Below are 24,426 nucleotides of genomic sequence, written 5' to 3' on the forward strand. Positions count from 1 at the left end.
TTAAAACCTATTTGAGCCACCACCATAAACCCATTTGAACCTTATAAACGCTTTAAAACCTGTGCCACCTGTTTTGATAACTTCAAGTTTAGCATAGTGCCCTTCTTGGGTTCTAACGCAGTATGTATGACCAACCTTAGCTAATGTGTGAGCATAGTAGTCACTATATCCACTCTTTGGACAAACTTTAACATTACCTAAACTTACTCTACCCATATCCCTTATCATCCCGACATTAAAGTAAGGTTTATCATAACCCTTTACCTTTGGATTCACAAAACCAGCAGCTATATCCATCTCCCTATTTGAGTATTTGCCAGTCTCGAAATCTAATGAGTAACCAACCCATTTCGTAGATTTTGCATGACTCAATACAGCTATCTTAACTCTACCGTTCTTATCGTTATTCTTCTTGTTGTTGGATATTTTAAATGGAGACAAAAACGAATCTCCCTCTATTTGATCAATAATAAAAAACGTTCTCGTGCTTTGAATATTAAAACAATTCACAATCTTTACAATAGCTACACCTTTTCTATTTATATCACCATCAACTCTCCACGGAAGCCTAATTGTTGCACTCCAAAACCGCCCACTCCTCTCAAAACTTTTAAAATTAACCACAGTAAACGGATAGAACACGAGCCTATGCTTGAAATTACTCCTATTTTCATTGGCTATCTTGACAAGAACATCCGTTGTGTTTGAACCTCTTGCAAAAAATTTATCAATAGATTTACCGGAATTGTATGTGTTCTCAAAATCATTCAAAAATCTCTCCAACGAAGAAAATTTCCGTTTGTATGTTATGAGAATATATGTTCCATCACCTTTGTAATTTGCATAGTTTTTGATGCTAAATTTAAGCACATAAAAGCTTTTATTCTTGGTTGGGTAAAAATCACATACAAAATGGCCTTTTCCATCTATCTTACATTTCTTAAACCTGCCATCAACCAAAAACCCGACTGTTTTTACTCTACACTTTCTATTATTACCATATGCTTCATAATCACCGTTTATTGTAAGATAACCTTGATTTGTCAAATTATTTGATGTTATCATTAAACTTCTAAATACTCTTCTACCGTTTACATAAAGTGCTTTTATTCTCATTGCACCACAGGCGGGATGTTTATCGTTAAAGTCATTCAACATTCTCTCATAAATGGCTATATCAAAGAAAGGCTTGAACGGCAGAACTTTAGCCTTATCTAAAGCTATGCTAAACTCATAAGGATTTTTTTCAACACCTTGACTCAAAATATCGTATAATTGTTTTTCTACTCTTTTGAGTTTATAAAGTAAATTATAAGCATTCTTAAAAACGTTACTTTTTACCCAATCGCAATACCCTAAATTCGGTTTATAGAGTCCTCTCATACAACTTTCAAACCTATATACAGCATCTTCTGCTTCTTCTGTAATTAATTTAATTCGACTAAATGTCGAGTTTACCATTCCAAAATACCAGATGAACTCTTTATACTTATTAGCCCTTCTCTTCTCTACCGACAGACAATTTGCAAAAACCCTCTCCGCACTCTTGAGCTCTGACTCATAAAAAGATAAAGGTTTATAAAATCTCTTATCTATTCTACTCATAGCTATCTTCAAAGATTTCTGACGCGGCATTATTTCACTGCTTATAATTTCAAAATTTTCTCCATATTTTAGATAAAGCTTAAATAGAATAGCATTGATTTTTCCAGCTTTATCCTCAGCTTCACCAAGCCTTTTATCGATGCTATTTATATTTTTCACAATTTTACAGTAATTAAAAAAAGTCATATTGTAAACTCTTTCATTTAAATTCTGTTGAGTCTTCAGAAACCCGATATAATCAAGCAACTGTTGATACAAAAATGCAAGTTTAAAACTTCTGTCTTCCATGTTTGACAATATACTTTCTGCTCTCATATAATGTTTTTTTACTTTCGGTTCACAAGAACTAACCATACGTTTATCCGAATATACCATTTCATCTTCATCACCACTCATCTTAGAAAAGATATACTTTGCGCCAAAATTATCGATAAAATTAGAAAGCTCTACTTGTTTCGAGTTGTAATCTGATATCAATTCAATTTCATCTTTATAAAAATCTTCAATATATCTACTAAAGTCTTCTACAGCCTTAGAGTAGAGTTCTACATCATGCTCAAGCTTTCTTCTCAATTTTTCATATATTTCTATTCTCTTCTTAAGAGCCTCAAATGTTATCTTATGTTTACTCTCCATTAACTCCTTAAACTCTTCAGCACTTCTTTCTATCTGATAAATTTCTACATCATTTAAGCTTCTATCGTTCTTCAGCTTTTTAACTTCAGACTTTACAACATCGGGAATATTGTCTCTTTTACAAATACTCTCTTTTATTTTTTCAAGTTTATTCATAGCATCAGCTCGTTTATTTCTAACCATATTCAGTATACTTCTAAAATCAGATTTAAACTTATCCCAATTTTTCACATCCAGTTGAGTTGACCTATAAGTACGATAATAATTTTGGGCACTTTTGTAAGCACTTTCACTATAAGAGATAAAAGTTGAGAAACTTATAGACTCGCTTATATAATCGTTTGCAAGCCTCCTTTCAAACTCAATATAAGGTTCGAAAAATAGCACTTTTGAAGGACTAATACCTTTAGACTCCATCTCTATAACTTTCTCTGTCTTTTTCTGAGCATCTTTTATAGTCCTTTTTAACTTGCTGTCTATTTCGCCATTTAGACCTTCTATTAATTCTGAATATTCAACACCTTTTACATTTAATATTTTATTTTTTATACTTTTTGCTATTTTCTCTGTATCTCTGCTCTTAATTAGCTTTTCCCACTCTCTCTTTTTTTTACTTGCTTCTTCAATTACTCTGCTTCTAAATTTATCATTTAATATAAAAAGCCTAACATTTTGTTCTGTTGCTGGAATTTCGGCAGACACAAGAGCAGAATAGGCTTTTGCAATATATCTTCTGTTCGCTTTATTTAGAGTCTTTAAAAGAGAAATGTACGTAGCAATAGTTATTTCTTTATCTTTGGGCAGACTACTATTTATTGTCCATACAGTATCAACCAACTTTCTGTAAGTTTCATCATTATCATATCTGTTTAATGTTCTCTCGTTAACAGGCTCTTTAGCAGCCTTCAATCTCCACGAAATAATGTCATAATGCATCTGCAAGTTTGCAACCTTTTGATAAATCTCCCTTTTGGCTCTTTCTGCCGCGCGCTTTGCCTTATCAATAGCATAAAAATATCTTCTATAACGTGTATGAATCAACAAAGCCTCAGCCCATATTTTACTTCTTAACTGCTCATAGTATTTTTTTCTGTATGCATAAGGAACACTCCTTCCAAGTTCACTATTCCCTATCCTATCATCAAACCATGCATTAACTCTGGCAATAAAATCCTTCCACTTAGGCACTGACTTACTAACCTTCCAAGATTCCACCTGCTCTTTTAGGAAGTCTCTTTTGAAATGGAGAATATCCGTTTTTTCATTAAATTTTATCATTTGACCGTAAACACTCTTGGTGAAATTCCACGCAACACCAATAACTGAAGCCCCGGCAGAACCTACAAGAATGCCAAGCACTTGACTCGCAACTTCTTCACTTATGACTTGTTTAGCCTTATCAAACTCTCCGTGTGACATATGGTCAATTGCCTGCAATATATTTTCAACGGGAATATCTGTTCCTAATCTTTTATTGAGTTCATTATGAAGCTCATATTTGACGGCTTCCCACGCATATTTCTTTACTTCTTTTGAACTCAAAGCAAAACTATTAACTTGGAATATAAAAACAACAACAATCACAACAATAATTTTGAGTCTTCTCATACAAAACTCCTTTTAAATAGCAGGATTTAACACCACAACAACATAAATGTATTTGCCGTCGCATTTAAACGGCCTGCTCGAACCATACATTCTCTTAGAAAAAGCCTTTAACTGATAAACACCTTTTCCTATTTTAAATGCGTTGCTACTTAACTCGGTTTGATACTGTTCCTTAGTCAATTTATTGAGTATAAGCTTTACTTTACTTTTTAGCCGATAAAAGTTGCTACCCACTATAATTACTTTAACATTGCAACTACTCAAAACCTTTGGGTTTCTATTGCCAAAAAATTTACGCTTCAGAAAATCTGCAAGTTCAAACTTACCTTCACCTTTAACTTTTGAAATAAGACTTCTATCAACTCTAAAAACAGATACAAGATTTCCTTTTTCTTTGCTCTCTTGAGACATACATACCCTTAAAAAATCATCTAAATTAGCAATTGTATAATTTTTGGGCTCCTTCTCAAAAACATCAGGTTTCTCAATAAGATGCAAATATACATCTTTACACTCATCATATCGGTCAAAATTAATATACTTAACCGTTGAGTAATCGGCAGGATATATTTCAACTTCACGCAAAGGAGTTGGCAGTTTAACATTAAAATACACCAAAAAACCGCTATCTTCATCAATAATCCTTGATTCTTCGCTTAAAACAAAGCCATCAAAATCAAAATCCCTTATATGTCCATCAACGCCAAGCGACACACCGCTCTTTGAAACAGGATTAAAAGCAGAAAAACCAATAGGAACAGCATCATATAAAACAGAACTGGTAAAATTGACAAAATAGGCATGCTTTTTATCAAGTTTTAAAAACAACCCATCATATCCAACACTCCTAACATTCACAGACAAAAACTTACCATCAGACTCTGCTTTTACAATGTCAATTTCTTGTTTACTTGTCGCTTCTTTTTTGCATGAATATGTAAAGAAAATTACAAACAATAAAAATAAAAGAAAACTTCTCACTTCTCAAATCTCAAAAACAGACCTTCAATCTTCCAGCTTGAACCATCTTTGGAGTATTCAAATCTAAATCCTACCTTTTTGGGTGATGTAGGATAATAGCCTTCTACTCTTAAAACGCCATTTTCAAGAACATTCGTTCTCTTTATAACAGGCTGCATTGAATCTATATCATTCCAATTTATATTAACGGATGCAAACCTTTTGAATACAGATGCGAGTCTCTCCTTTGGAATCTGGTTTTTGAAATTATCAGATGCAAGCATGTAAACCTTAGAATAATCATTGTTTAATATGCCATCAACAATAGCATCCATTGTCTTTTTCACAAGAAAATTATAATTACTATCAGACGAATTATTGCTATTAGATGCAACATCAACACCTGTGGGTGATAAAGAAATATAGTTTATCTTCCACTCTTCTCCTTCTTTCACCAACACTATCTCAACAGGCATAGAAGAGCCATCAGAAAACTCTATTTTACCCTTCAATTTGGCTGTTCCATCTGCATTCTTCTCTCTGCTGCTAAAAGAACAACCTGAGTAATTCCTAAATCTATTATAAGGGAAAACCTTTTTTAGAGCCGATACAGATGTAACTCTTTTGAAATCATTAGAAACATACATTTGAGCCTTACTATAATCTCCATTCTTTATAGCTGTGAAAAAGTTATTAGCAACATCAGTTAAATCCGAAGTAAAGAACATTGCAGCAGCAAAGCCAATAACAGCGAGAAAAACAAGAAAAACCAAAACCTTAAACAATTTTTTCATTTAAAACCTCCATTTAATAAATTAAATAAAAGTTCCAAAAAATAAAAAATTAACCTTACCTTTTTTAAAAGTATAAAATATTTCTAAAAATATGTCAAAAAATATGTTATTTCGTAATAATTATTTTAATAATTTCACCAACTCTGGCAAACTCTCTTCACTCTTGCCTATTATCACTTCTTCAGCATAAACAGAAACACCGGAATATTCCGTATTAAATTCGAAAACAACGCCTTTTATATCGTGAGTTATTTTGGGAAGGCTTGCAGCAGGTTGAACCATGCCGCTTGTTCCGACAACAAGCATAACATCGCATTGGGCAGCAAGGCTCATGGCTTTATCAAGAATATCCCTATCTAAATTCTCGCCAAACCAGACAACATTGGGTCTTGTTTTGCCACCACAATAAACACACTTTGGTGGCAGCTCATCGTCTGAATAAATCTTATCGTCAAAGTAAATCTTGTCGCATATCAAACATTTAGTCTCAAAAATATTGCCGTGAAGTTCATAAACATTCTTATTACCTGCTCTTTTATGAAGCGAATCTATATTCTGGGTAATCAGAGCAAAATTATCACCAAACATCTTTTCAAGTTCAACCAAAGCGTAATGTGCAGGATTGGGTTTTGCTTCTTTTATTATTTTTCTTCTGTAATTATACCATTGCCATACAAGTTTCGGGTTTTTACTGAAGGCTTCATAGGTTGCAAGCTCACTCGGAGAATATTTGCTCCACAGGCCATCCTTACCTCTAAATGTTGGAATGCCGCTTGCTTTGGATATACCAGCGCCTGTTAAGACAACCAGCTTTTTAGCGTTTTTTATTCTATCTGCAACTATTTTTAGCTTTTCATTCATCGGTTTACCTCCAGTATTATTCTGGATGAGTTCTCCAAAGCACTCACAAGCTGCAAAGCCTTAAACAGGCTATCGGCATAGGCAAATACGCCATGTCCCTTTGCAATAACTATACTTCTTTTTGTCTCTTTTAAATATGCTGGTATCTCGTCTTTTGCAAGCTGCCAGTTGTTGTAGGGTATATCAAGCACATCAACACTTTTTAAAAAGAGAGAGCCTTCATAATCTATCGGCTCTATCGTTTTGTATCCTTTTAACGATAAAGCAACCGTAGCCTGTGGATGTGCATGAACTATAGCTTTTGCTTCGTCTATCTCTTTATAAATATTCACATGCAACTCCACTTCACTTGATGCTGCATTCCATCTAACATCCTTCTCAAACCCTATTTTCACTATATCCTTACCGCGCAGATTAAATAGGCTTTTACCTGTTTTTGTTATCCAGATACCATCTTTTACCCTGCAGCTCAAATTTCCGCTTGATGCATCAACAAGATGGTTTAAAAACATCATATTTCCAATGCGTCTGAATTCTCCTATCATTTACGCTCTCCTTCTTTTTATCATTACATAAACTCCAACAACAATCACAGAAAAAGCGATTATATACACATAAGCTTCATGAACCATCTTTTTTACAAGCTGCACATTGTTGCCAACACTGAAACCTACAAATGCAAGCACGCAAACCCAGATTAAAGCGCCAAAAAATGTAAACAGGCTAAATCTAAAAAAATTCATTCTCGCAACACCAGCAGGCAGAGAGATATACTGACGAATACCGGGAAGCAATCTGCCTATGAATGTGCTTATCTCTCCGTGTTCTTTAAAAAACTTATCAACCCTATCCAAGCCTTTTTTACCAAGCCCAACATACTTGCCATATTTTAAAAGAAACGGATAACCAAACTTGTAAGAGAGCCAATAGTTAAACCAAGCGCCGAAAAGACTGCCCAAACTTCCGCTTAAAATGACAAGAGCAATGTCCATTTTACCCTTTGCTGCAAGATAGGCAGCAGGCGGCACAACAACTTCACTGGGAAAAGGGAAAAATGTGCTCTCTAAAAACATAAGTAAAAAAATACCCGTATATCCACCATATCCTATCGCATTCACTATGAAATTAGCTATCTGCCCAACCATTCAGCACTCCCTTCAACTCTTTAAATATCTCATTGTATCTTGTTATATTCTCTTTTGTTGGCTCACTTTTTAGCTTCTCTTTAATCTCGTTCAACATTTTTTTGAGCCTTTCTATCTTAAACTGAGCTATAAGATATAAAAGCACTTTTCTTCTTTCAAATCTCTCTTCTATATCTGTTTGAGTGAGACTCAAAAGCTTATAACATAATCTTCTCTCATCTTCACTTAAACCCTTCTCAAACTCGCTTAAGTCAAACTCTTCACCAGTTAGATAAAAGTTAACCAGTTTAAAATAGAGCGTCTTATACAAACCATCAAGATTATCGGCAAACTCATCAAAATCTTCTATCCATCCCATAAGCTCTATGTCTTTTAATATTATACTCAAAAAAGCATCCTGCTTGGTTATGGAAGATAGAAACGAAAACGACGCACTCCTTATACTAAAGATACTCTCAGAAACCTTGAATATATTAGCTGCCTTGTTCATATATGCAGCCCTAACAACAGGGTCAAACACACTTAAAATTATAGGTTTTATCTCTTCTATAGCCTTTAACTTCTCTGACGGATCTTCTATATTATATTTCGTCTTTAAAAACTCTATCAGATAATCAAAATACTCTTTGGAATTTTTAACCCTATCAAGATAAGCTTCCTTTGAGTTGTTCAGTATAAAACTGTCTGGATCTTCACCCTTTTTAAGCACCACAACAAAAGGCTTAAGTTTTGAAGAGAGCACGATAGGTGCACTTCTAACCATCGCCCTAAAACCAGCTTCATCTGAATCATAGTTTAAATAAATCTTCTCTGCATACTTAGATAGGGTTGATAAATGAAACTTACTCAATGCTGTACCAAGTGTTGCAGTTGCATTCTTAATACCCACTATATGCAGCCTTAAACAGTCCATATAACCTTCAGTTATAATCACTTCTTTCGTCTCTCTTATCTTCTGTTTTGCCCAATTCAGGCCAAAAAGAACCTTCTGTTTTGAGAATATTGGTGTTTCTGGTGAGTTTAAATACTTTGCTTTGGTCTTATCATTTGTTAAAATTCTGCCGCCAAAGGCTATAACACGGCCACTCTCGTCAAAAATAGGGAATATAACCCTGCCAGAAAATCTGTTAAACAGACCTTTATAGCCATTGACAAAAATACCGCTTTTTAAAAGCTGCTCTTCACTAAAACCTTTAGATTTTAGGAGTTTTTCAAGCTCACTGCTTTCTGGAGCATAACCCAAACCATACTCTTCTATATGTTCTTTCTCTATATATCTGCTCTTTAAATACTCAAGTGCAACGCTATTTGCAAAAAGCTTCTCCTTAAAGTAATCAGCGGCTATTCTATGAATTTCAACCAAATCATCATATATGGACTTCTCTTCAAAAGAGATGGGGATATTGTATCTTCTTGCAAGCTCCTTTACGGCATCTTTAAAATCAAGATTCTCTATCTTCATCAAAAATGTTATTACATCGCCACTTTCACCGCATCCAAAACAGTGAAAGAAACCACCCTTTGGGTTTACAGAGAACGACGGTGTCTTCTCATGGTGAAATGGACACAAACCAAAGTAATTGGAACCTCTTTTTTTTAGCTGAACATATTGAGATATAAATTCAACAATATCAACCCTTCTTTTTATCTCTTCAACCAACTCTTTCACATCTGTTAGTTTAACAAAAAAACCACTCTGGTGGGATAAATTTTTGAATTATTGCTCTTTAGTGATATAATGGGAAAAACCTGCAGGGGGCTTCGAATGAGAGAAGAAATCTTAAAAAGAATAGAAAAACTCTCAGTAAACCTTGACAGAGATGGGATAGATGCAGCCATTATTATGCAAAATACCGATATTTACTATTACAGCGGAACAATGCCAAACGGTGCCCTTGTTGTATCAAGTGATAAAAAGGTGCTTTTTGCCATAAGAAAGGGCCTAAAAAGAGCAGAAGAAGAAAGTCCGATTAATAAAGACGATATGGTTGCATTCAAAGGCGTAAGCCAGCTTCCAAAACTCTTTGAAGAAAGAGAGATAAAACACAACAAAATAGGCATAGAGATGGATGTTTTGCCGACTGATATGTTCTTTAGACTCAAAAAAGCCTTTCCTGATGCCGAATTTGTCGATATCTCACCTATAATACGCTCACAAAGAGCCATAAAGAGCGAAAAAGAGATAGAGTTAATGAGAGAGTCAGCAAGAATGCTGGACTGCACAATGCAGGATGCAAAAGAGTTTATAAAGCCACATCAAACAGAGATAGAGATAAGCGCATATTTAGAATACAGAGCAAGACTTAGACACCATCAAGGCAGATGCAGAATGCGTGGGTTCAATGGTGAGATGCTGATGGGACATGTCCACAGCGGACCGAGAAGCACATACCCAAACGGCTTGCTAAAGCCAACAACAGGATACGGCATATCACCAAACTTTCCCGATGGTGCATCGAAGTTCAAGATAGAAGAGAATATTTCTATAATCGTTGACTTTTTGGGCAACTATCAGGGATACTTAAGCGATGAGACTCGCATATTTGTAATCGGAAAACTTGATAAAGAGATGGAAAAAGCCTATTATTTCTGCTTGGAAATTATGAACTTCTTGGAAGAGACAGCAAAAGAAGGTGCATCAACGCTTGAGATTTATAACAGCTGTATAGAAAAAGCAAAAAAAGCAGGATACGAAGATAACTTCATGGGAGCAAAGGATAATCAGGTGCCGTTTGTTGGACATGGAATAGGGTTAGAAGTTGACGAGTATCCGTTCATAGCAAAGGGATTGGATTTTGAGCTTAAAGAAGGAATGACTTTTGCTTTTGAACCAAAGGTTGCTTTTGAAGGTAAGTGGGCTGTCGGTGTTGAGAATACCTATTTAGTTAAGAAGGATGGAGTTGAATCTTTAACAAGATTCCCAAGGGAGATTGTTTATCTATGATTTACGATTTCACATTCCACAACAGATTTAACAAGATAAGAAGATACGAGATAGCAGCAAGAAAGATATTGGGTGTGGATGAGACAGATCCAGAGTGGATTATAAGAGACAGATACCTAAAATTGGCAAAAAAATACCATCCAGATGTAAACAAAGACAGCGAAGACTTATTTAGAGATATCAATACGGCATATATGATACTGACAAAAAAGGATTTCGACATAGAAAATGCAAAATTTTTAACCATAAGTGAAGCAGAGATAGATGAGATGGAAAGGGAATACGCCATCGAAAGAAAGACAAATGACTATTACTCTTACTGGAAAAACAGATTCTTCTAAAAAAGGGAGGGTAAAAATTGATAAAAGTCATCATGCCTATTGAAAATGACCGATTGTGTGAACATTTCGGACATGCACCAAAATTTGCTACTTATGAGATAGAAGACGGAAAGATTCTAACTGTTGAGATTGAGCCAGCACCAGAACACTATGAAGGCAGCTTTCCAGAATGGATAAAAAGCAAAAATGCAGATGTTGTAATCGTTGCTGGAATGGGACCTAAAGCAAAAGAGATGCTTGAAAATGCAGGAATAAGGGTTATCACCAATGTTGTGCCGAAAAACGCAAGGGAAATCATCGAAGATTTTATAAACAATAAGTTAGATGTATCATACGAAGAAGTTTGCGACCATGAGCATCATCATCACTAAATTTTAAGGGAGGTTTTGTATGAAAATCACTATCACAGCAAAAAACACCGAGCTTACACCGGCTTTAAAGGAGTATGTAGAGAAAAAGATTGGCAGACTTGAGAGAAAAATAGACGGAACAGCCTATGCCGATGTCGTTTTGAAGGTGGAAAAATACAGACATATAGTGGATGTAAATCTAAACATTGAAGGAGAGATGATAAAAGCAAACGAATCATCAAAGGATATGTTTTCATCAATAGATCTGGTTTATGAAGTTCTTGAAAAACAGATAGAAAAGATGAAAGATAAGTTATACAAATCCAAAAGAAGACAAGCTCAGCAAGAGCAGTTCACAGAAGCACCAACAGAGAGAGAGCCAGTAATCGTCGAAGAAGAGTTTATACCAAAACCATTAACCGTCGAAGAAGCGATAATGAAGCTAAATGAAGAAGATAAACATTTTGTTGTGTTTAATAACTCCGAAAACGGTAAAGTATGTGTAATCTATAGAAAGAAAAACGGCGATTACGGGTATATTATAACAAGATGAAAGATTATACTATATCGGAATTTATAAAGACTGTGGATTTAAACATAGAATGTTCTGAAAAATTTGAGTGCCTAAAAAAGATGGCAGAAAAAATAGCTCAAAAAAACAATCTCGACCCGTCTGAGACATTCTCTCTCCTTAAAGCACGAGAAAAGTTTGGCTCAACTGCACTGGGAGGGCTCTTTGCCCTTCCACATGCAAAAATGGACAAGCTAAGCTCTCTAATAGGCGGTATATTCACGACAAAAGAACCGATAGATTTTGGTTCCTTAGATGGTATGCCATCTCAAATATTCTTTGTTGTATTGGCACCATCTTCCAAACCATCAATCCTGCTTAAAGCCGTAGCTAAAATAGCAAAGATATTCAAAGATACCCATCTAAAAGACAAAATAATTAATGCAAAAGACGAAAATGAAGTAATACAGTTAATAAAAGAAAAAGAAGAAACTCTAAAGAAAAGCTAACTAATGGAGATAATATTTTTAAGCGGCTTATCTGGAAGTGGTAAGACCACAGCGCTTAAGGCGCTTGAAGATGCAGGGTATTTTTGCATCGACAACCTTCCATTCGAACTGATAAAGAAGCTGCTTGACATACTCGAAATATCGAGCAATCATTTGAATAAAGTCGCTATAGTCTGCGATATAAGAGAGCCACGCATCAAAGAAGTAATAAAATACATAAAAAAGTGGGTCTCTAAACTGCCCTACTCTTCTAAATTCGTCTTTCTCACGGCTGATAAAAACGAGCTAATAAAACGGTTTGAACAGACAAGGAGAAGCCACCCTTTAAGCATATTAGAAGGATTAACATTAGCAGAAGCAATAGAGAAAGAGAAGCAACTGCTTGAAGAGATAAAGAACTCATCAGACGAGATAATTGATACAACAAGCCTAAATGTAAACCAGCTCAGAAGATTGATACTCAAAAAATTTGGCAAAAAATCAGACAAGGGATTAATAATTCAGCTAATATCATTCGGATTTAAATACGGACTACCACCAGAAGCAGACAATGTGTGGGATGTTCGGTTTATTCAAAACCCTTATTTTATAGACGAACTAAAAGATACAACAGGCCTTGATAAAGAAACCTATGAGTTTGTAATTAATCAAGAGAAAACCCAACTATTTTTAAAACTCATAGAAGAGTATTTGACAAAAATGATCCCATTTTATGCAGAAGAAGGCAAAAGCTATCTCTCATTGGCTTTTGGATGCACAGGTGGAAAGCACAGGTCTGTTGCCATTGTAGAATATTTTAGAAACTTTCTTGAAAAAAATGATTACAATATCGAAGTAATACATAGAGATTTGGAGAGATGAAATGAGACACTTTATTTCAATTAAAGACTTATCAAAGGAAGAAGTTAAACATTTAGTAGAAAGGGCTTTAAAATTCAAACAAAACCCTGAAGAGTACAAAGGCAAACTGAAGGATAAAACCATTATCAGCATATTCTTTGAGAACAGCACACGAACGAGAACATCGTTCGAGATAGCTGCCAAAAGAATGGGTGCAAGTTTCATAAATATAGACCACAATCAGTCGAGCATAAAAAAAGGCGAAACAGACTACGACACAATAATAAACCTAAGCGCTATGCAGCCAGATGCATTTATTGTAAGACATTACCACTCTGGTTATCCCTATTTTTTAAGCAGATTTACTAATATTCCAATCATCAATGCTGGTGATGGAACAGCAGCGCATCCTTCTCAAGCAATTCTGGATGCAACAACAATGCTCGAAGCAAAAGGAAAACTGGAAGACCTAAAAGTTTGCATAATTGGAGATATAGTAAACAGCCGAGTGGCAAAAAGCCATATATGGATGTCAAAACTACTCAACTGGAAGCTAAGCTTCTATGGACCAAAAACAATGCTACCGGATAGAAGATGGCTTGATGGAATAAAGATAGAAAAGAGTCTTGAAGACGCCCTGTCGGGTAAAGATTTCATTATGCTTTTAAGGATTCAACTTGAAAGGGAAAGCGGCAGTAATATACCTTCCTTAAAAGAGTATGCCAAGTTCTTCGGTATAAACAGCTCAAATATTCCGGATTCATATCTAATGCATCCAGGTCCTGTAAATAGAAATGTTGAGTTATCATCTGAAATTTTAGACAGTTTCAACAAGTCGTTGATAACCAAGCAGGTTGAGAATGGTGTATTTGCCAGAATGTCGATTTACGAATTTTGTCTTATCTAAAAAAGGAAGGAGCAAAAATGAAAGAAGATAGGATAGCAATGTATAGATTTCTAAGTATTGGTTTCACATATCCAGAAGATAAATTCGAAGATGTCATAGATAAAGCTATTGATCTATTTCATAGTTCATACACAAATTTAAACAAAAATGGATACAAAATAACAGGCATAAGAAATCTAAAAAAAGGCCTTGAAGAGTTAAAAGAGATGACGCTTCATGAGTGGCAAGGCGTATATACAGGCCTATTTATATCGAACTTCCCAAAAACGCCGTTTCATCCGTATGAGTCGTTTTACAAAGAAGGACTCGTTGGCGGTGATGTGTCCGATGAAGTAAGAGAAATTTATGAATCGTGCGGATTAGAAATATTTGATGAAAGGGAGTTTGCAGATTATTTAGTGTTTGAGCTTGAGTTTGCAGCATTCCTACTGGAAAATGAGAGCGGTTGCAAACCTGTCATAAAAGAGTTTTTCGAAAATCATCTTTTCAGCTGGGCTTTGTCGTTTTTTGAAGATGTAAAAGTTGGCGGTGATGTGCCACTGTTTTATAAATCCTTAGGAGAAATGGGATATAGTTTTTTAACAAAAGAGAAAAAGCTCTTTCAGGAGTTATATGATGAAGGATAAAGGATATGTTCAAATTTACACAGGAAATGGCAAGGGCAAAACAACGGCAGCCATAGGACTCGCCATTAGAGCAGCAGGTGCAGGATACAAAGTGCTATTTGCGCAGTTTGTAAAAGGCCTCCCATACAGCGAGCACAAAGCATTGGAAAAATTCGACAATATAACAGTCAAACAGTTTGGAAGGGAAGGTTTCATACACTCAAAGCCAACAGAAGAAGACATAAAAAAGGCTAAAGAAGGATACGAATTCGTAAAAAATGCCTTGAAAAACAACGAATACGATGTAATCATAATGGACGAAGCAAATATAGCAGTCTTCTTTAATCTCTTTAGCGATGACGATTTGATAAAATTGATAGAAGAGAAACCTTCTAATACCGAACTTGTCATAACAGGCAGATACGCAACGGATAAATTGATAGAGAAAGCAGACTTGGTTACAGAAATGAGAGAAATAAAGCATTACTATCAGAAAGGCGTGCAGGCAAGGGTTGGTATAGAAAAGTAAGCAATGAAGTTTGTGCCTATCAGGTTAAAGGTTATAAAGCCATCCCCTAAAAGGGATTTTGACATATACCTAATTGAAGAGACAAAACCCGTTTTACTGCTTGGCAAAAACACTCCACTTGAAGAAGATAGTCCTATCTTAGAATACAATTCAAACTTTATAGCATACATACCGGCCAATCAACTCGCATCCTACAAAAGATACATAAGCAACAACATAGACGATATACTAAACGACAGCACGCTTTCAAAGAAAAACAAAATGTATGCCCTATATGTTTCAATGATAGACAACCTTGAGAACTTGGTTAAAAATCAAAATTTATCACTTGCAAAGAATGTGTTTAAAGATGTTGGAAGATTCGTTGCTCACGCCATAAACGATGCAGTTGCAATATCCATATTCATGTCCTTTATAAGAAGCGATATACACAACTTAGCCGTCCACATGTTTAATGTCGGTGTCTATGCATCTATGCTTGCAAAAAAGATGTTCGAAGATTTATCATCTCAAAAGCTCGAAGAGATTTCAAAGGGCTTCTTCTTGCACGACATAGGCATGTTGAAAATAGACAAAAAGATTCTTCAAAAAACAGCAAAATATACAAAAGAAGAGTACGAAGAGATTAAAAAACACCCAATATATGGAGTTGAGATAATAAAAAAAGACTTAAAAATACATTCACCCATTGTTGAAAAAATCATATTAGAGCACCACGAAAGAAAAGATGGTTCCGGTTATCCGTTTGGCAAAAAGGAGATAAACCAGTTTGCACAGATATGTGCTATGTGCGACGTATTTGATGCCATAACATCAAAAAGAGAATACAAAAACGAACTACCAAAGACAACATTTGACGCTTTAAAAGACAATAAAGACTTCTTTGTAAGCGAGTTCGGACGGGATATGTATGAAGCTTTCGTAACCTGCTTTAGCCTACCCAATAGACGATGAGAGACACCTTAAGCCTACTGGATTACGACAAACTAAAAGAGATTATAAAAAAGCAGATACAAACAGAGTATGGAAAAAAGGCACTTGACAAACTAAAACCCGTATTCGATTTCGAAAAGGCAAAAAAAGAGTTCAAAACGCTCAAAGCATTTTTAGAACACTTTAACAAATGGCACACACTGACTATCGACGACATATACATAAGCGATATTATCGAAGATTCTTTTGTTGGTATGCTCGATGAGAAGGAATTAAAAAACATTGGCGATTTTATATCCCAACTTGTAAGAATAAAAGAAGAGATTGAAAGCAACGAGAAGGAGTTTTATGCTAACTTTATAAACTTCGACATACCGTATAATCTTCTCGATGAGATAACAAAGGCGATAGATGAGCATGGTCTATTGAAAGATTCTGCTTCTGCACATCTATTTGAGATAAGAAACGAAAAAAAGGAGGTTCAGCAAAATATAACGCGGGTTTTAAAAAATATAATGCACTCACGGGCAAGGGATGTTCTTCTGGATACAGCCGTTTTTTTGAAACGCTCAAGATATACAATTCTGCTTAAACCCAATTTCAAAGAGTATATAAACGGAAGAATTATAGATATAGGAAAAAGCGGTGGCTTCTTTGTCGAGCCAGATGCAGTGTTTAACTTAAACTCAAGATTAGAAGAGTTAGAAGCAAAAGAAGAAGCAGAAAGAAGAAGGATACTTTTTAGTATAACAAATCTCGTAAGGGAGAATGTATCACGGCTAAAAATCAACGAAAGAAAAATAGGCTTTTTAGACTTAAACATAGCAAAATATCTATACTCAAAGAAATTGCCAGAGTGCGATATTAAATTCTCAAATAAACCTATAATCTACGCAAAAAAATCGAAACATCCGATACTAACATACATAAAAGAAGACACAAAACCTGTTGATATAGACTTAAAATCAAACTCAAAACTGATAATAACAGGCCCAAACACCGGTGGAAAAACCGTATTTTTAAAAACAATAGGCCTTATAATTCTAAGTGTGTATTCTGCCATTCCACCATCGGCAGAAGAACTAACCATAGGAAACTTCGATAACCTGTTTGCAGTTATAGGAGACCAGCAAGACATATTTGAATCCCTAAGCGGATTTTCATCAAAGATAGCAACCTTCAAAAAGGCATTCGAAAAAGCCACACAAAACACACTTATCCTGCTTGATGAGATAGGCTCTGGCACATCACCAGACGAAGGAGAAGCTGTTGCCTATGCAATAATCAAAGAGACAGCAAAGAGATGCGTTGTCTGTGCATCAACCCATTACAAAAAATTGGCATACATACTCCAATCAGAAGGCTTTAATACGGCATCATTCGAGTTTGATTCAAAAACCCTAAAACCAACATACAGACTAACATACGGCAGGATAGGAAAGAGCTATGGTATAGAGATAATAAAGACACTCGGTTTAGAAAAGGAGATTGTTGAAACTGCAAAAAGATTCTATAAGGATAGCTCATCAACATTTGCAAAACTGGAATCGCAGCTTGAAAGAAACATAGAACACTACAGAAAAAGAAAAGAAGAGTTAGATAGACTAAAAAAGATCTATTCAGAAATTGTCCAAAAAGAGCAAAAAGAGAAGGAAAGATTCTTAGAAGAGCTGAAGAAAACAAAAGAAGAAAAGGAAAAGGAATTCGAAAAACTCATAGAAGAGCTAAAAAACGAGATTGCCACACTTCTAAAAGAGAAAAACATATCAAAAACCCACAAAAACTTGGATAGAATAAAAAAACAGGCAGAAGAAGTTTTCAAAAAAGAAAAAACCATCCAAGAAAAACCCGATTTACAAGAAGGAGACTCCATTGAGTTTAATGGCATAATCGGAAAATTGATAAACATAAAGAACAATAAGGCAACAGTTGAAATAGAAGGAAAGATGCTCATCGTTGACATTCACAAACTAAAAAAAGCTAAAAAAGAAGAAAAAGCCCAGCAGGTAAAGATAAACACTTCAAAAACAGTCAAGAGCTTAGAGCTAAACCTAATAGGTAAAAGAAGCGATGAAGCAAAATTGGAGCTTTTGAAGTTTATTGATTCTCTTGCTATGGACTCTATAGAAAAAGCACGCATCGTGCATGGACACGGCAGCGGAATACTCAAAAGTATGGTAAGAGAAACACTTAAAGAGATGCCTGTTGTAAAAAGATTCTATCCTGCACTACCAGAAGAAGGCGGAGATGGAGCAACAATTATTGAACTAAAATAAAAAAATGGAGCGGATGACGGGAATCGAACCCGCGACATCAAGCTTGGGAAGCTTGCGCTCTACCAACTGAGCTACATCCGCTCTTATGCAGAAGTAATTTTAATCAAAAAATCGAAAAAGTCCAGCCCCCTCTTGGGAGCCAGACTAATACATTACCCTGCTATTCCGTGTGGATACTGAAATACGCCAGCCCAAACAATTAGATATCTAAGCAAGAATCCACCTATTAGAACTAAAACAGAAGCAAAAGCTGCAAGACCTTTTGAGTGCTCCTTTGTTGAAGCATAAGCTTCAAGAATAAGCGGAGATACAAGACCGAGAATAACAAAACCAATCGTAAAGAGAGGATTATTAAGAAGTAAGTGAGCACTCTTCATAACGGCTGCATTTCCGAGCCTTGCAAAATCGAAATAAGCAAAGATTAGCAACAATTCAAGAGAAATCAAGAAAATGTCGAATCCCTCTATAAAGTGGAAGAAATGATGAGCTTCCTCTGATTTCATAGCAGCAAGAATTAGCATTATAAGAGCACAACCTGTTGAAAACGCACTAACAGTAAACAGAACCGGTAAAGCAGGTGTATGCCAGAAAGGAATACCAACATTAGCGTTAAGCAGAAGACCGGTGTAAGTCGTTACACCAAATCCACAGAACATAGCTATATAACCCATCCATTTTTTAAATCTTGGCCAATCGAAAAAAGTAGCCAATGCATAAAGTGGACCAAAAATAAACACGCCCGTAATAACTATCATACCACGAGCTATCCAAGAATGCCCGATACCTTTTATCCAGAAAGCTAACAGGAATCTAAAAGGATTAATCAAATCGATAATCAGAAAGATTAATCCAAATGCCAAAATAGCCATACCTAATATAGACACAATTATCCCAAACCACTTACCCATGTTGAACCTTAACTCTCCCAAAATAGCCAAAGCAACCGTAGCGCCACCTAAACCACCCAAAAACAAATAGATGGCTATATTCCAACCCCATAAGGTTTGCTGAACAAGATCCATTTTCTCCTCCTTCTTTATTTAATGTAATAAACTTTAGGATGCACGCCCAAGTATGGGCTTAATGGTTTAGCCTTTCCACTATTGACCAACTTAGCAACTTCAGAGTTAGGGTCATCTAAATCACCGAAAATTCTTGCATGCCCAACACAGGTCGCTGCACAGCTTGGCTCTATACCTTCAGCAAGCCTATCTACGCAGAATGTACACTTATCAACATGAACCTGATGATGTCTTGCGTCTTCACCAAAGTAGAACTCATCCTTCTCAAGGTCTTCTTTTTCATACTCATATCTTGCATCATAAGGACATGCTTCAATACAGTAACCGCAACCCAAGCATAAGTCGTAATCAATAAGAACTATACCGTCTTTATTGATATATGTTGCACCTGTTGGGCAAACCGAATGACATGGTGGATTTTCACAATGCATACATATAGTCGGGAAGAAAACCTTATGAGTTTCTGGAAATTTGCCCTCTTCTAACTCCGTAACCCTTGTTCTCCACTTTCCCTTGAAATCTTCAGCCCAAAACGGCGTTTGATTCCACTGGGAGCATGCCGCCATACAAGCTCTGCAGCCCAAGCATGATGTCACATCCATTACCATTCCATATCTTGCCATTTTCTATCCTCCGCTTATATTTTTCTCACCTTTACTGTAAACTGACAGCTTAGTGAAGCGCCAGTTACCGGACCCAATCTATAAGGTATAATTCTACCTAAATCTACACCTTTTCCATGAGCATATGTCAATCTTGGATTTTCAAGACCGAAATCGCTCATAGTGTAAATCGTATCTTCCCTTATACCTTCTGTTATATGGACAAACGATGTTATCTTCTGACCAGAAACAGTGTTCTCAACTTCTATTTTGTCGCCTTCTTTCAATCCCAACCTTGCTGCAGCCTTTGGATTCATCCAGAACCCATAATTCTCTTCGGCATGTCTTGTGACAAGCGCATGCAGAAGCGGATTGTCGGCAGTTGTTAAGTAAGTCATCTCTGGTACCTTACCGAACGCGAAGAAGAATTCATTACCAGTAGGTTTAAAGTCTCTCTTCGCACCTTTTCTATATTCAAAGTCTATAAACTCAAGTATAGGATTCCAATGTGGGTCAACTCCGTATTTATAGTTGAAGTGAGACAACAGTGTAGAATAAATCTCTACTCTTCCAGAGAATGTCGGAACAGGTAGCTTGTAAGGCATACCCTTTTTCTCTAACAACTCTTCTTTTCTCTCAAGAATCAAGACACCATCTTTTTCTAACTTCTTTTCAAGTTGCTCTGGCGTCATGCCAAGCTTCTTGCTTACAGAATACAAGCCTGCCTTTCTGTAAGCCTCATATAATGGCTGTTTGCCTTTCCATGCAGCTGCCATCTCTTTCATTAGCTTACCCATATCCCAACCAGTAAATTGGCTTACAATCATAGCAGCAGAGCCGTAATCTCCGCCTTTCTTACCAGCCATAGCATTGGATATCATACAGAATACTTCATCTCCACCTTTGGTGTCACCAATTTGGCTAACACTTGGGAACCTTGTTCTTATGGCCATATCTGTATTAGGACCATCTGGCCATATTCCGCTATACTTCTCAAGATAGGTCTTGTCTGGCAATATAACATCCGCAAATGCCGCAATATCAGACGGCAATATTTCATCAACAACAACAAGCTTAAGATTTGGATTTGCAAATGCTTTAGCCCAACTCTTATAACCAAAATAATCCTTAAGTGGGTTAGTTGAGTATATGTATGCGAACTTGATTCTATAAGGTTTACCATTCCACGTTAGCTTTCCTTCAACGGCTTCCTGGAAACCAGCATTTATAAACAAAGAGAAAGGAATGCCTTTTTCTCCTTGTTTCTTTCTGTATTCAAAATAAGCTCTTGTAAAATGAGGATAGCCTCTAAACAGAGGGAAATTGCCCGAATACATCATACCTTCAAGTTTACCTATAACACCAAGAAGTCCCGGCGCCATAGCGGTTGCCATCATCAAAGACATAGGATTATTAAGCTTTCCAGACTCATATGCCTTGTGGAATCTTTCTATACCTTCCCTATCTTCAGGGTTATAAAGCCAACCACCTTCTCTATCTAAACCACCTACAAGCACATTAATTATAGCTGCTGCTTTCCTTGCTTGAACAACATCTTCATATCTTCCATCAAGCCAGCCCGGATGAACCGTTGCAGGTCTAATCGTGCCAAGCATCCTTGCTGTCTCTTCAATGTCTTCTTTTGGAATATCACAGTATTTAGCTGCCCACTCAGGTGTAGCGTCTTTTACCTTCTCCCAGAGATAATCAAATGCAGTCTTTACCGGTTTGCCTTCATAAGTTAGACCCTTTGGGGCAAATAGAGCAGGTCTTATCTTTCTATTTCCTATATTATCATTAGTAAATCCTTCAACCTCAACGATCTGACCAGAAATCTCATCGTAAACATAGTATTTTTCTGAGAATGGGAACTCGTTTGGGTTTTTATTCTGGCCCAAAGCAACAGGTGCACCATTCTCTTCATAAATCAAAAACGGAGCTGTTGAGTGTCTTCTTAAAAATTCATCTTCATACCACTCATTCTTTATCAGTTGATGTATAACTGCCATCAAAAACGGCATATTAGAGCCCGGCTTAATAGGAATCCATTTATCAGCTTTTGCGGCTGTCTCACTGAGCCTTGGATCCAATACGATAACTTTCATTCCATTTCTTTTACCCTGAGCAAATCTAACTGCTCTTGAAACGGATATTCCAGCTATAGCAGCGTTACTTCCCACAACGAGCATAACCTTTGCATTATCCATATCTACAAGCAGCTCGTCGTGAGTAATCATTGTTCCAACAGTAACATCTGCACCAGCATGCTCTGCCATAACACAATTCTGCATAGGAGAACCGATAATATTCGGTGTCCCAACAGAAGCAGAAAAAGCAAAAGCTCCAAGTTTCTCATAAGCACAAGCACGCTGACCCATAAATACAGCAAGCTCATGAGGTTGTATATTATGCTCAGTTATCTTTTTCCTTATATACTCTTCAACTTCTTTCCAAGTCGCCTTTCTAAACTTCCATTCACCTCTTTTTGAACCCTCAACCCTTATAAGAGGATATTTAATCCTGTCAGGGTTATAAACAGTTCTTATACCTGATTGCCCCCTTGCACATATCCTTCCTCTGTTGAGAGTAGATTTTGGGTTCCCATCAATTTTTTGTGGCTTTTTAAACTTGCCATCAACCCTTGTTCTAACCATTATGTCACATGCTGTTGAACAAAAGCTACAGATGTTTGGATAGTATTTAATCTCACCTGCAGGTTTCTTGTAATGCGGTGTGTAGAGACCAGCCTTGGCAGATGGTTTGAAGAAGAGCAAACCACCACCAACCAAAGATGAAAGCTTCAAGAAGCTTCTTCTATTTAACGAAATCATAACCAACCTCCGCCCTTGGCTTTAAAGATTTTATCTAAAAATTACCTTTCCTAAAGCTCCTTTTGTATTCTAATCTATTAGCTTATACAAAACCTTCACTTTAAAGTCAAGCATAACAAAATTAGTAGTTAAGAGTTTAATAAAAATCTTACTTACAATTTTTTATTTAATTCCAGCTCTTTTATAGATTTTTCTATCTCTTCTTCTGGTAACTCATAATCTTCCATATTGCCACTTAAATACAAGTCATAACTTGCCATATCGAAATGCCCATGTCCAGAGAAACAGAATAGAATCGTTTTTTCTTTACCTTCTTCTTTTGCTTTTAAAGCTTCATCAATCACACCCTTTATCGCATGGCAGGTCTCAGGAGCAGGTACCACACCTTCTGTCTTCGCAAAAAGAACACCAGCTTCAAATACTTCCTTCTGCTTATATGCAACAGCATCAAGTAAGCCATCCTTTCTCAACTGGCTCAAAATAGGAGAGTCTCCATGATACCTTAAACCACCAGCATGAATCTTTGGCGGCATAAACTTATGTCCAAGCGTGTACATATAAAGCAGCGGTGTCATCTGTGCAACATCACCATAATCGTAGGTAAATACACCTTTTGTTAGAGTTGGACAGCTTGCAGGTTCAATGGCAACTACTCTAACATCTTTTCCATTAATCTTATCCCTTATAAAAGGCAAACCTATGCCACCCAAATTACTCCCACCACCACACGGTGCAAGCACGACATCAGGATAATCGCCAATCTTCTCAAACTGCTTCTTTGCTTCCAAACCTATGATTGTCTGATGCAGAAGCACATGATTTAAAACACTGCCCAATGCATAATTCGTATTATTATGAGTTGCTGCATCTTCAACAGCTTCGCTGATGGCAAGACCAAGACTGCCAGGATTGTTCGGGTCTTCTTTCAAAGCTCTTCTACCCGCTTCTGTTCTATCGCTTGGAGACGGATAGACTTCGGCACCCCATAAGTGTATCATCGAACGCCTAAAGGGTTTTTGCTCATAGCTAACCTTAACCATATAGACCCTTACATTCAAACCAAGTAAAGCACCGGCTAAAGCAAGCGCACTGCCCCACTGACCTGCACCCGTTTCTGTTGTAAGTGTTGTTATACCTTCAATCTTGTTGTAATAGGCTTGCGCTATTGCGGTGTTGGGTTTATGGCTTCCAGCCGGAGAGACAGACTCGTTTTTGTAATATATCTTTGCGGGTGTTCCTAAGGCTTTCTCAAGGTTGTATGCCCTAACAAGCGGTGTAGGTCTCCAAAGTGAGTATATCTCAAGCACCTTTTCAGGAATTGGTATCTCCTTCTGATTGCTCATCTCCTGCTCTATTATGGCGTTTGGGAATATGGCTTTTAAATCTTCAGGTTTTAAAGGTTCCTTAGTTTGCGGATTCAAAGGCGGTTTTAAAGGAGTTGGTAATTCTGGCAGAATGTTATACCAGTATCTTGGCATCTCATCTTCGGATAAGAATATTTTTCTTTCCATCTTCTCCCCCCTTAGACCTTAAAATCGAATAATGGTATCAGAATTTTTAATCTTTTCAAATTTTTAATTTTTCACTTGACATCTAAAACTTTCTATGTATAATTCT

General features: G+C 36.4%; 22 protein-coding genes and 1 tRNA gene. 11 read left to right on the forward strand and 12 right to left on the reverse strand.

What is annotated here, in order from left to right:
• From G415_RS0104200 to dnaG, 7 genes are all read right to left on the reverse strand, one after another.
• Entirely contained in the window at positions 1-3,849 is a 3,849-nt protein-coding gene (locus G415_RS0104200) for a hypothetical protein (protein WP_022670343.1), read from the reverse strand.
• Between the two features lie 12 nt (positions 3,850-3,861).
• Positions 3,862-4,806: a hypothetical protein gene (locus tag G415_RS0104205; protein ID WP_155825434.1), complete on the reverse strand. Its 945-nt coding sequence runs from the start codon at positions 4,804-4,806 to the stop codon at positions 3,862-3,864.
• A 20-nt stretch (positions 4,807-4,826) separates the two neighbouring features.
• Complete coding sequence (locus G415_RS0104210) at positions 4,827-5,603, reverse strand: nuclear transport factor 2 family protein (protein ID WP_022670345.1); 777 nt, start codon at positions 5,601-5,603, stop codon at positions 4,827-4,829.
• Between the two features lie 120 nt (positions 5,604-5,723).
• Positions 5,724-6,464, reverse strand: a complete 741-nt coding sequence (locus G415_RS0104215) for an SIR2 family NAD-dependent protein deacylase (protein WP_022670346.1) — start codon at positions 6,462-6,464, stop codon at positions 5,724-5,726.
• Complete coding sequence (locus tag G415_RS0104220) at positions 6,461-7,009, reverse strand: class II aldolase/adducin family protein (RefSeq protein WP_022670347.1); 549 nt, start codon at positions 7,007-7,009, stop codon at positions 6,461-6,463. Before G415_RS0104220 ends, G415_RS0104215 begins: the two co-directional genes overlap by 4 nt.
• Positions 7,010-7,609: a DedA family protein gene (locus G415_RS0104225; protein WP_022670348.1), complete on the reverse strand. Its 600-nt coding sequence runs from the start codon at positions 7,607-7,609 to the stop codon at positions 7,010-7,012. It abuts the gene before it with no gap.
• A complete protein-coding gene (gene dnaG, locus G415_RS09785) occupies positions 7,590-9,278 on the reverse strand; it encodes a DNA primase (protein ID WP_022670349.1) in 1,689 nt (562 codons plus the stop codon). The genes G415_RS0104225 and dnaG overlap by 20 nt, the downstream gene beginning before the upstream one ends.
• A 96-nt stretch (positions 9,279-9,374) precedes the next feature.
• Here dnaG and G415_RS0104235 point away from each other — a divergent pair, with 96 nt between their 5' ends.
• The 11 genes from G415_RS0104235 to G415_RS0104285 are packed head-to-tail and all read left to right on the forward strand — an operon-like array spanning position 9,375 to position 18,354.
• A complete protein-coding gene (locus tag G415_RS0104235) occupies positions 9,375-10,553 on the forward strand; it encodes a M24 family metallopeptidase (protein ID WP_022670350.1) in 1,179 nt (392 codons plus the stop codon).
• Positions 10,550-10,894: a J domain-containing protein gene (locus G415_RS0104240; RefSeq protein WP_022670351.1), complete on the forward strand. Its 345-nt coding sequence runs from the start codon at positions 10,550-10,552 to the stop codon at positions 10,892-10,894. Before G415_RS0104235 ends, G415_RS0104240 begins: the two co-directional genes overlap by 4 nt.
• 17 nt (positions 10,895-10,911) lie before the next feature.
• Positions 10,912-11,265, forward strand: a complete 354-nt coding sequence (locus G415_RS09790) for a NifB/NifX family molybdenum-iron cluster-binding protein (RefSeq protein ID WP_022670352.1) — start codon at positions 10,912-10,914, stop codon at positions 11,263-11,265.
• A 19-nt stretch (positions 11,266-11,284) separates the two neighbouring features.
• A complete protein-coding gene (hpf, locus tag G415_RS0104250; protein WP_022670353.1) occupies positions 11,285-11,797 on the forward strand; it encodes a ribosome hibernation-promoting factor, HPF/YfiA family in 513 nt (170 codons plus the stop codon).
• The gene (locus tag G415_RS10695) at positions 11,794-12,264 is read left to right on the forward strand and encodes a PTS sugar transporter subunit IIA (protein ID WP_022670354.1); all 471 of its coding nucleotides are present in this window, start codon (positions 11,794-11,796) and stop codon (positions 12,262-12,264) included. Before hpf ends, G415_RS10695 begins: the two co-directional genes overlap by 4 nt.
• A gap of 3 nt (positions 12,265-12,267) precedes the next feature.
• Positions 12,268-13,125 carry an RNase adapter RapZ gene (rapZ, locus tag G415_RS0104260; protein WP_026939570.1) on the forward strand — a complete coding sequence of 286 codons (858 nt, stop codon included), beginning with the start codon at positions 12,268-12,270 and terminating at the stop codon, positions 13,123-13,125.
• A 1-nt stretch (position 13,126) separates the two neighbouring features.
• Positions 13,127-14,011 (forward strand): aspartate carbamoyltransferase catalytic subunit, encoded by an 885-nt coding sequence (locus G415_RS0104265; protein WP_022670355.1) that lies wholly within the window; start codon positions 13,127-13,129, stop codon positions 14,009-14,011.
• Positions 14,012-14,028: 17 nt separating this feature from the next.
• Positions 14,029-14,637 carry a TorD/DmsD family molecular chaperone gene (locus G415_RS10700; RefSeq protein WP_022670356.1) on the forward strand — a complete coding sequence of 203 codons (609 nt, stop codon included), beginning with the start codon at positions 14,029-14,031 and terminating at the stop codon, positions 14,635-14,637.
• A complete protein-coding gene (cobO, locus tag G415_RS0104275) occupies positions 14,624-15,145 on the forward strand; it encodes a cob(I)yrinic acid a,c-diamide adenosyltransferase (protein ID WP_026939572.1) in 522 nt (173 codons plus the stop codon). The genes G415_RS10700 and cobO overlap by 14 nt, the downstream gene beginning before the upstream one ends.
• A 3-nt stretch (positions 15,146-15,148) precedes the next feature.
• Complete coding sequence (locus G415_RS10705) at positions 15,149-16,099, forward strand: HD-GYP domain-containing protein (protein ID WP_022670358.1); 951 nt, start codon at positions 15,149-15,151, stop codon at positions 16,097-16,099.
• The gene (locus tag G415_RS0104285) at positions 16,096-18,354 is read left to right on the forward strand and encodes an endonuclease MutS2 (protein WP_022670359.1); all 2,259 of its coding nucleotides are present in this window, start codon (positions 16,096-16,098) and stop codon (positions 18,352-18,354) included. Before G415_RS10705 ends, G415_RS0104285 begins: the two co-directional genes overlap by 4 nt.
• A 5-nt stretch (positions 18,355-18,359) precedes the next feature.
• On the opposite strand, the gene G415_RS0104290 is transcribed toward G415_RS0104285, so the two are convergent.
• The 5 genes from G415_RS0104290 to G415_RS0104310 all read right to left on the reverse strand — a co-directional run bounded on the left by G415_RS0104290 (position 18,360) and on the right by G415_RS0104310 (position 24,320).
• Positions 18,360-18,435 (reverse strand) — tRNA-Gly (locus tag G415_RS0104290).
• A 71-nt stretch (positions 18,436-18,506) separates the two neighbouring features.
• Positions 18,507-19,376, reverse strand: a complete 870-nt coding sequence (gene nrfD / locus G415_RS10710; RefSeq protein WP_022670360.1) for an NrfD/PsrC family molybdoenzyme membrane anchor subunit — start codon at positions 19,374-19,376, stop codon at positions 18,507-18,509.
• A 14-nt stretch (positions 19,377-19,390) separates the two neighbouring features.
• On the reverse strand, positions 19,391-19,999 hold the full coding sequence (locus G415_RS0104300; protein WP_022670361.1) for a 4Fe-4S dicluster domain-containing protein: 609 nt from the start codon (positions 19,997-19,999) through the stop codon (positions 19,391-19,393).
• Between the two features lie 14 nt (positions 20,000-20,013).
• Positions 20,014-22,809, reverse strand: a complete 2,796-nt coding sequence (locus G415_RS0104305; protein ID WP_022670362.1) for a molybdopterin-dependent oxidoreductase — start codon at positions 22,807-22,809, stop codon at positions 20,014-20,016.
• 152 nt (positions 22,810-22,961) lie between these two features.
• Positions 22,962-24,320, reverse strand: coding sequence for a TrpB-like pyridoxal phosphate-dependent enzyme (locus G415_RS0104310; protein WP_022670363.1), 1,359 nt, complete (start codon positions 24,318-24,320; stop codon positions 22,962-22,964).
• Between the last annotated feature and the right edge of the window lie 106 nt (positions 24,321-24,426).

This window comes from Hippea alviniae EP5-r (genome assembly GCF_000420385.1).
In the GTDB taxonomy this organism is placed as follows: Bacteria; Campylobacterota_A; Desulfurellia; order Desulfurellales; family Hippeaceae; genus Hippea; species Hippea alviniae.

Excerpts from the sequence above, each read along its gene's own strand:
- G415_RS0104240 (WP_022670351.1), top strand. The coding sequence starts at position 10,550 with ATGATTTACGATTTCACATTCCACAACAGATTTAACAAGATAAGAAGA.
- G415_RS0104215 (WP_022670346.1), bottom strand. The coding sequence starts at position 6,464 with ATGAATGAAAAGCTAAAAATAGTTGCAGATAGAATAAAAAACGCTAAA.
- cobO (WP_026939572.1), top strand. The coding sequence starts at position 14,624 with ATGATGAAGGATAAAGGATATGTTCAAATTTACACAGGAAATGGCAAG.
- G415_RS0104305 (WP_022670362.1), bottom strand. The coding sequence starts at position 22,809 with ATGATTTCGTTAAATAGAAGAAGCTTCTTGAAGCTTTCATCTTTGGTT.
- G415_RS0104310 (WP_022670363.1), bottom strand. The coding sequence starts at position 24,320 with ATGGAAAGAAAAATATTCTTATCCGAAGATGAGATGCCAAGATACTGG.
- rapZ (WP_026939570.1), top strand. The coding sequence starts at position 12,268 with ATGGAGATAATATTTTTAAGCGGCTTATCTGGAAGTGGTAAGACCACA.
- G415_RS0104210 (WP_022670345.1), bottom strand. The coding sequence starts at position 5,603 with ATGAAAAAATTGTTTAAGGTTTTGGTTTTTCTTGTTTTTCTCGCTGTT.
- hpf (WP_022670353.1), top strand. The coding sequence starts at position 11,285 with ATGAAAATCACTATCACAGCAAAAAACACCGAGCTTACACCGGCTTTA.
- G415_RS10695 (WP_022670354.1), top strand. The coding sequence starts at position 11,794 with ATGAAAGATTATACTATATCGGAATTTATAAAGACTGTGGATTTAAAC.
- G415_RS0104200 (WP_022670343.1), bottom strand. The coding sequence starts at position 3,849 with ATGAGAAGACTCAAAATTATTGTTGTGATTGTTGTTGTTTTTATATTC.
- G415_RS10700 (WP_022670356.1), top strand. The coding sequence starts at position 14,029 with ATGAAAGAAGATAGGATAGCAATGTATAGATTTCTAAGTATTGGTTTC.
- G415_RS0104285 (WP_022670359.1), top strand. The coding sequence starts at position 16,096 with ATGAGAGACACCTTAAGCCTACTGGATTACGACAAACTAAAAGAGATT.
- nrfD (WP_022670360.1), bottom strand. The coding sequence starts at position 19,376 with ATGGATCTTGTTCAGCAAACCTTATGGGGTTGGAATATAGCCATCTAT.
- G415_RS0104225 (WP_022670348.1), bottom strand. The coding sequence starts at position 7,609 with ATGGTTGGGCAGATAGCTAATTTCATAGTGAATGCGATAGGATATGGT.
- G415_RS0104265 (WP_022670355.1), top strand. The coding sequence starts at position 13,127 with ATGAGACACTTTATTTCAATTAAAGACTTATCAAAGGAAGAAGTTAAA.
- G415_RS0104220 (WP_022670347.1), bottom strand. The coding sequence starts at position 7,009 with ATGATAGGAGAATTCAGACGCATTGGAAATATGATGTTTTTAAACCAT.
- G415_RS10705 (WP_022670358.1), top strand. The coding sequence starts at position 15,149 with ATGAAGTTTGTGCCTATCAGGTTAAAGGTTATAAAGCCATCCCCTAAA.
- G415_RS0104300 (WP_022670361.1), bottom strand. The coding sequence starts at position 19,999 with ATGGCAAGATATGGAATGGTAATGGATGTGACATCATGCTTGGGCTGC.
- G415_RS0104235 (WP_022670350.1), top strand. The coding sequence starts at position 9,375 with ATGAGAGAAGAAATCTTAAAAAGAATAGAAAAACTCTCAGTAAACCTT.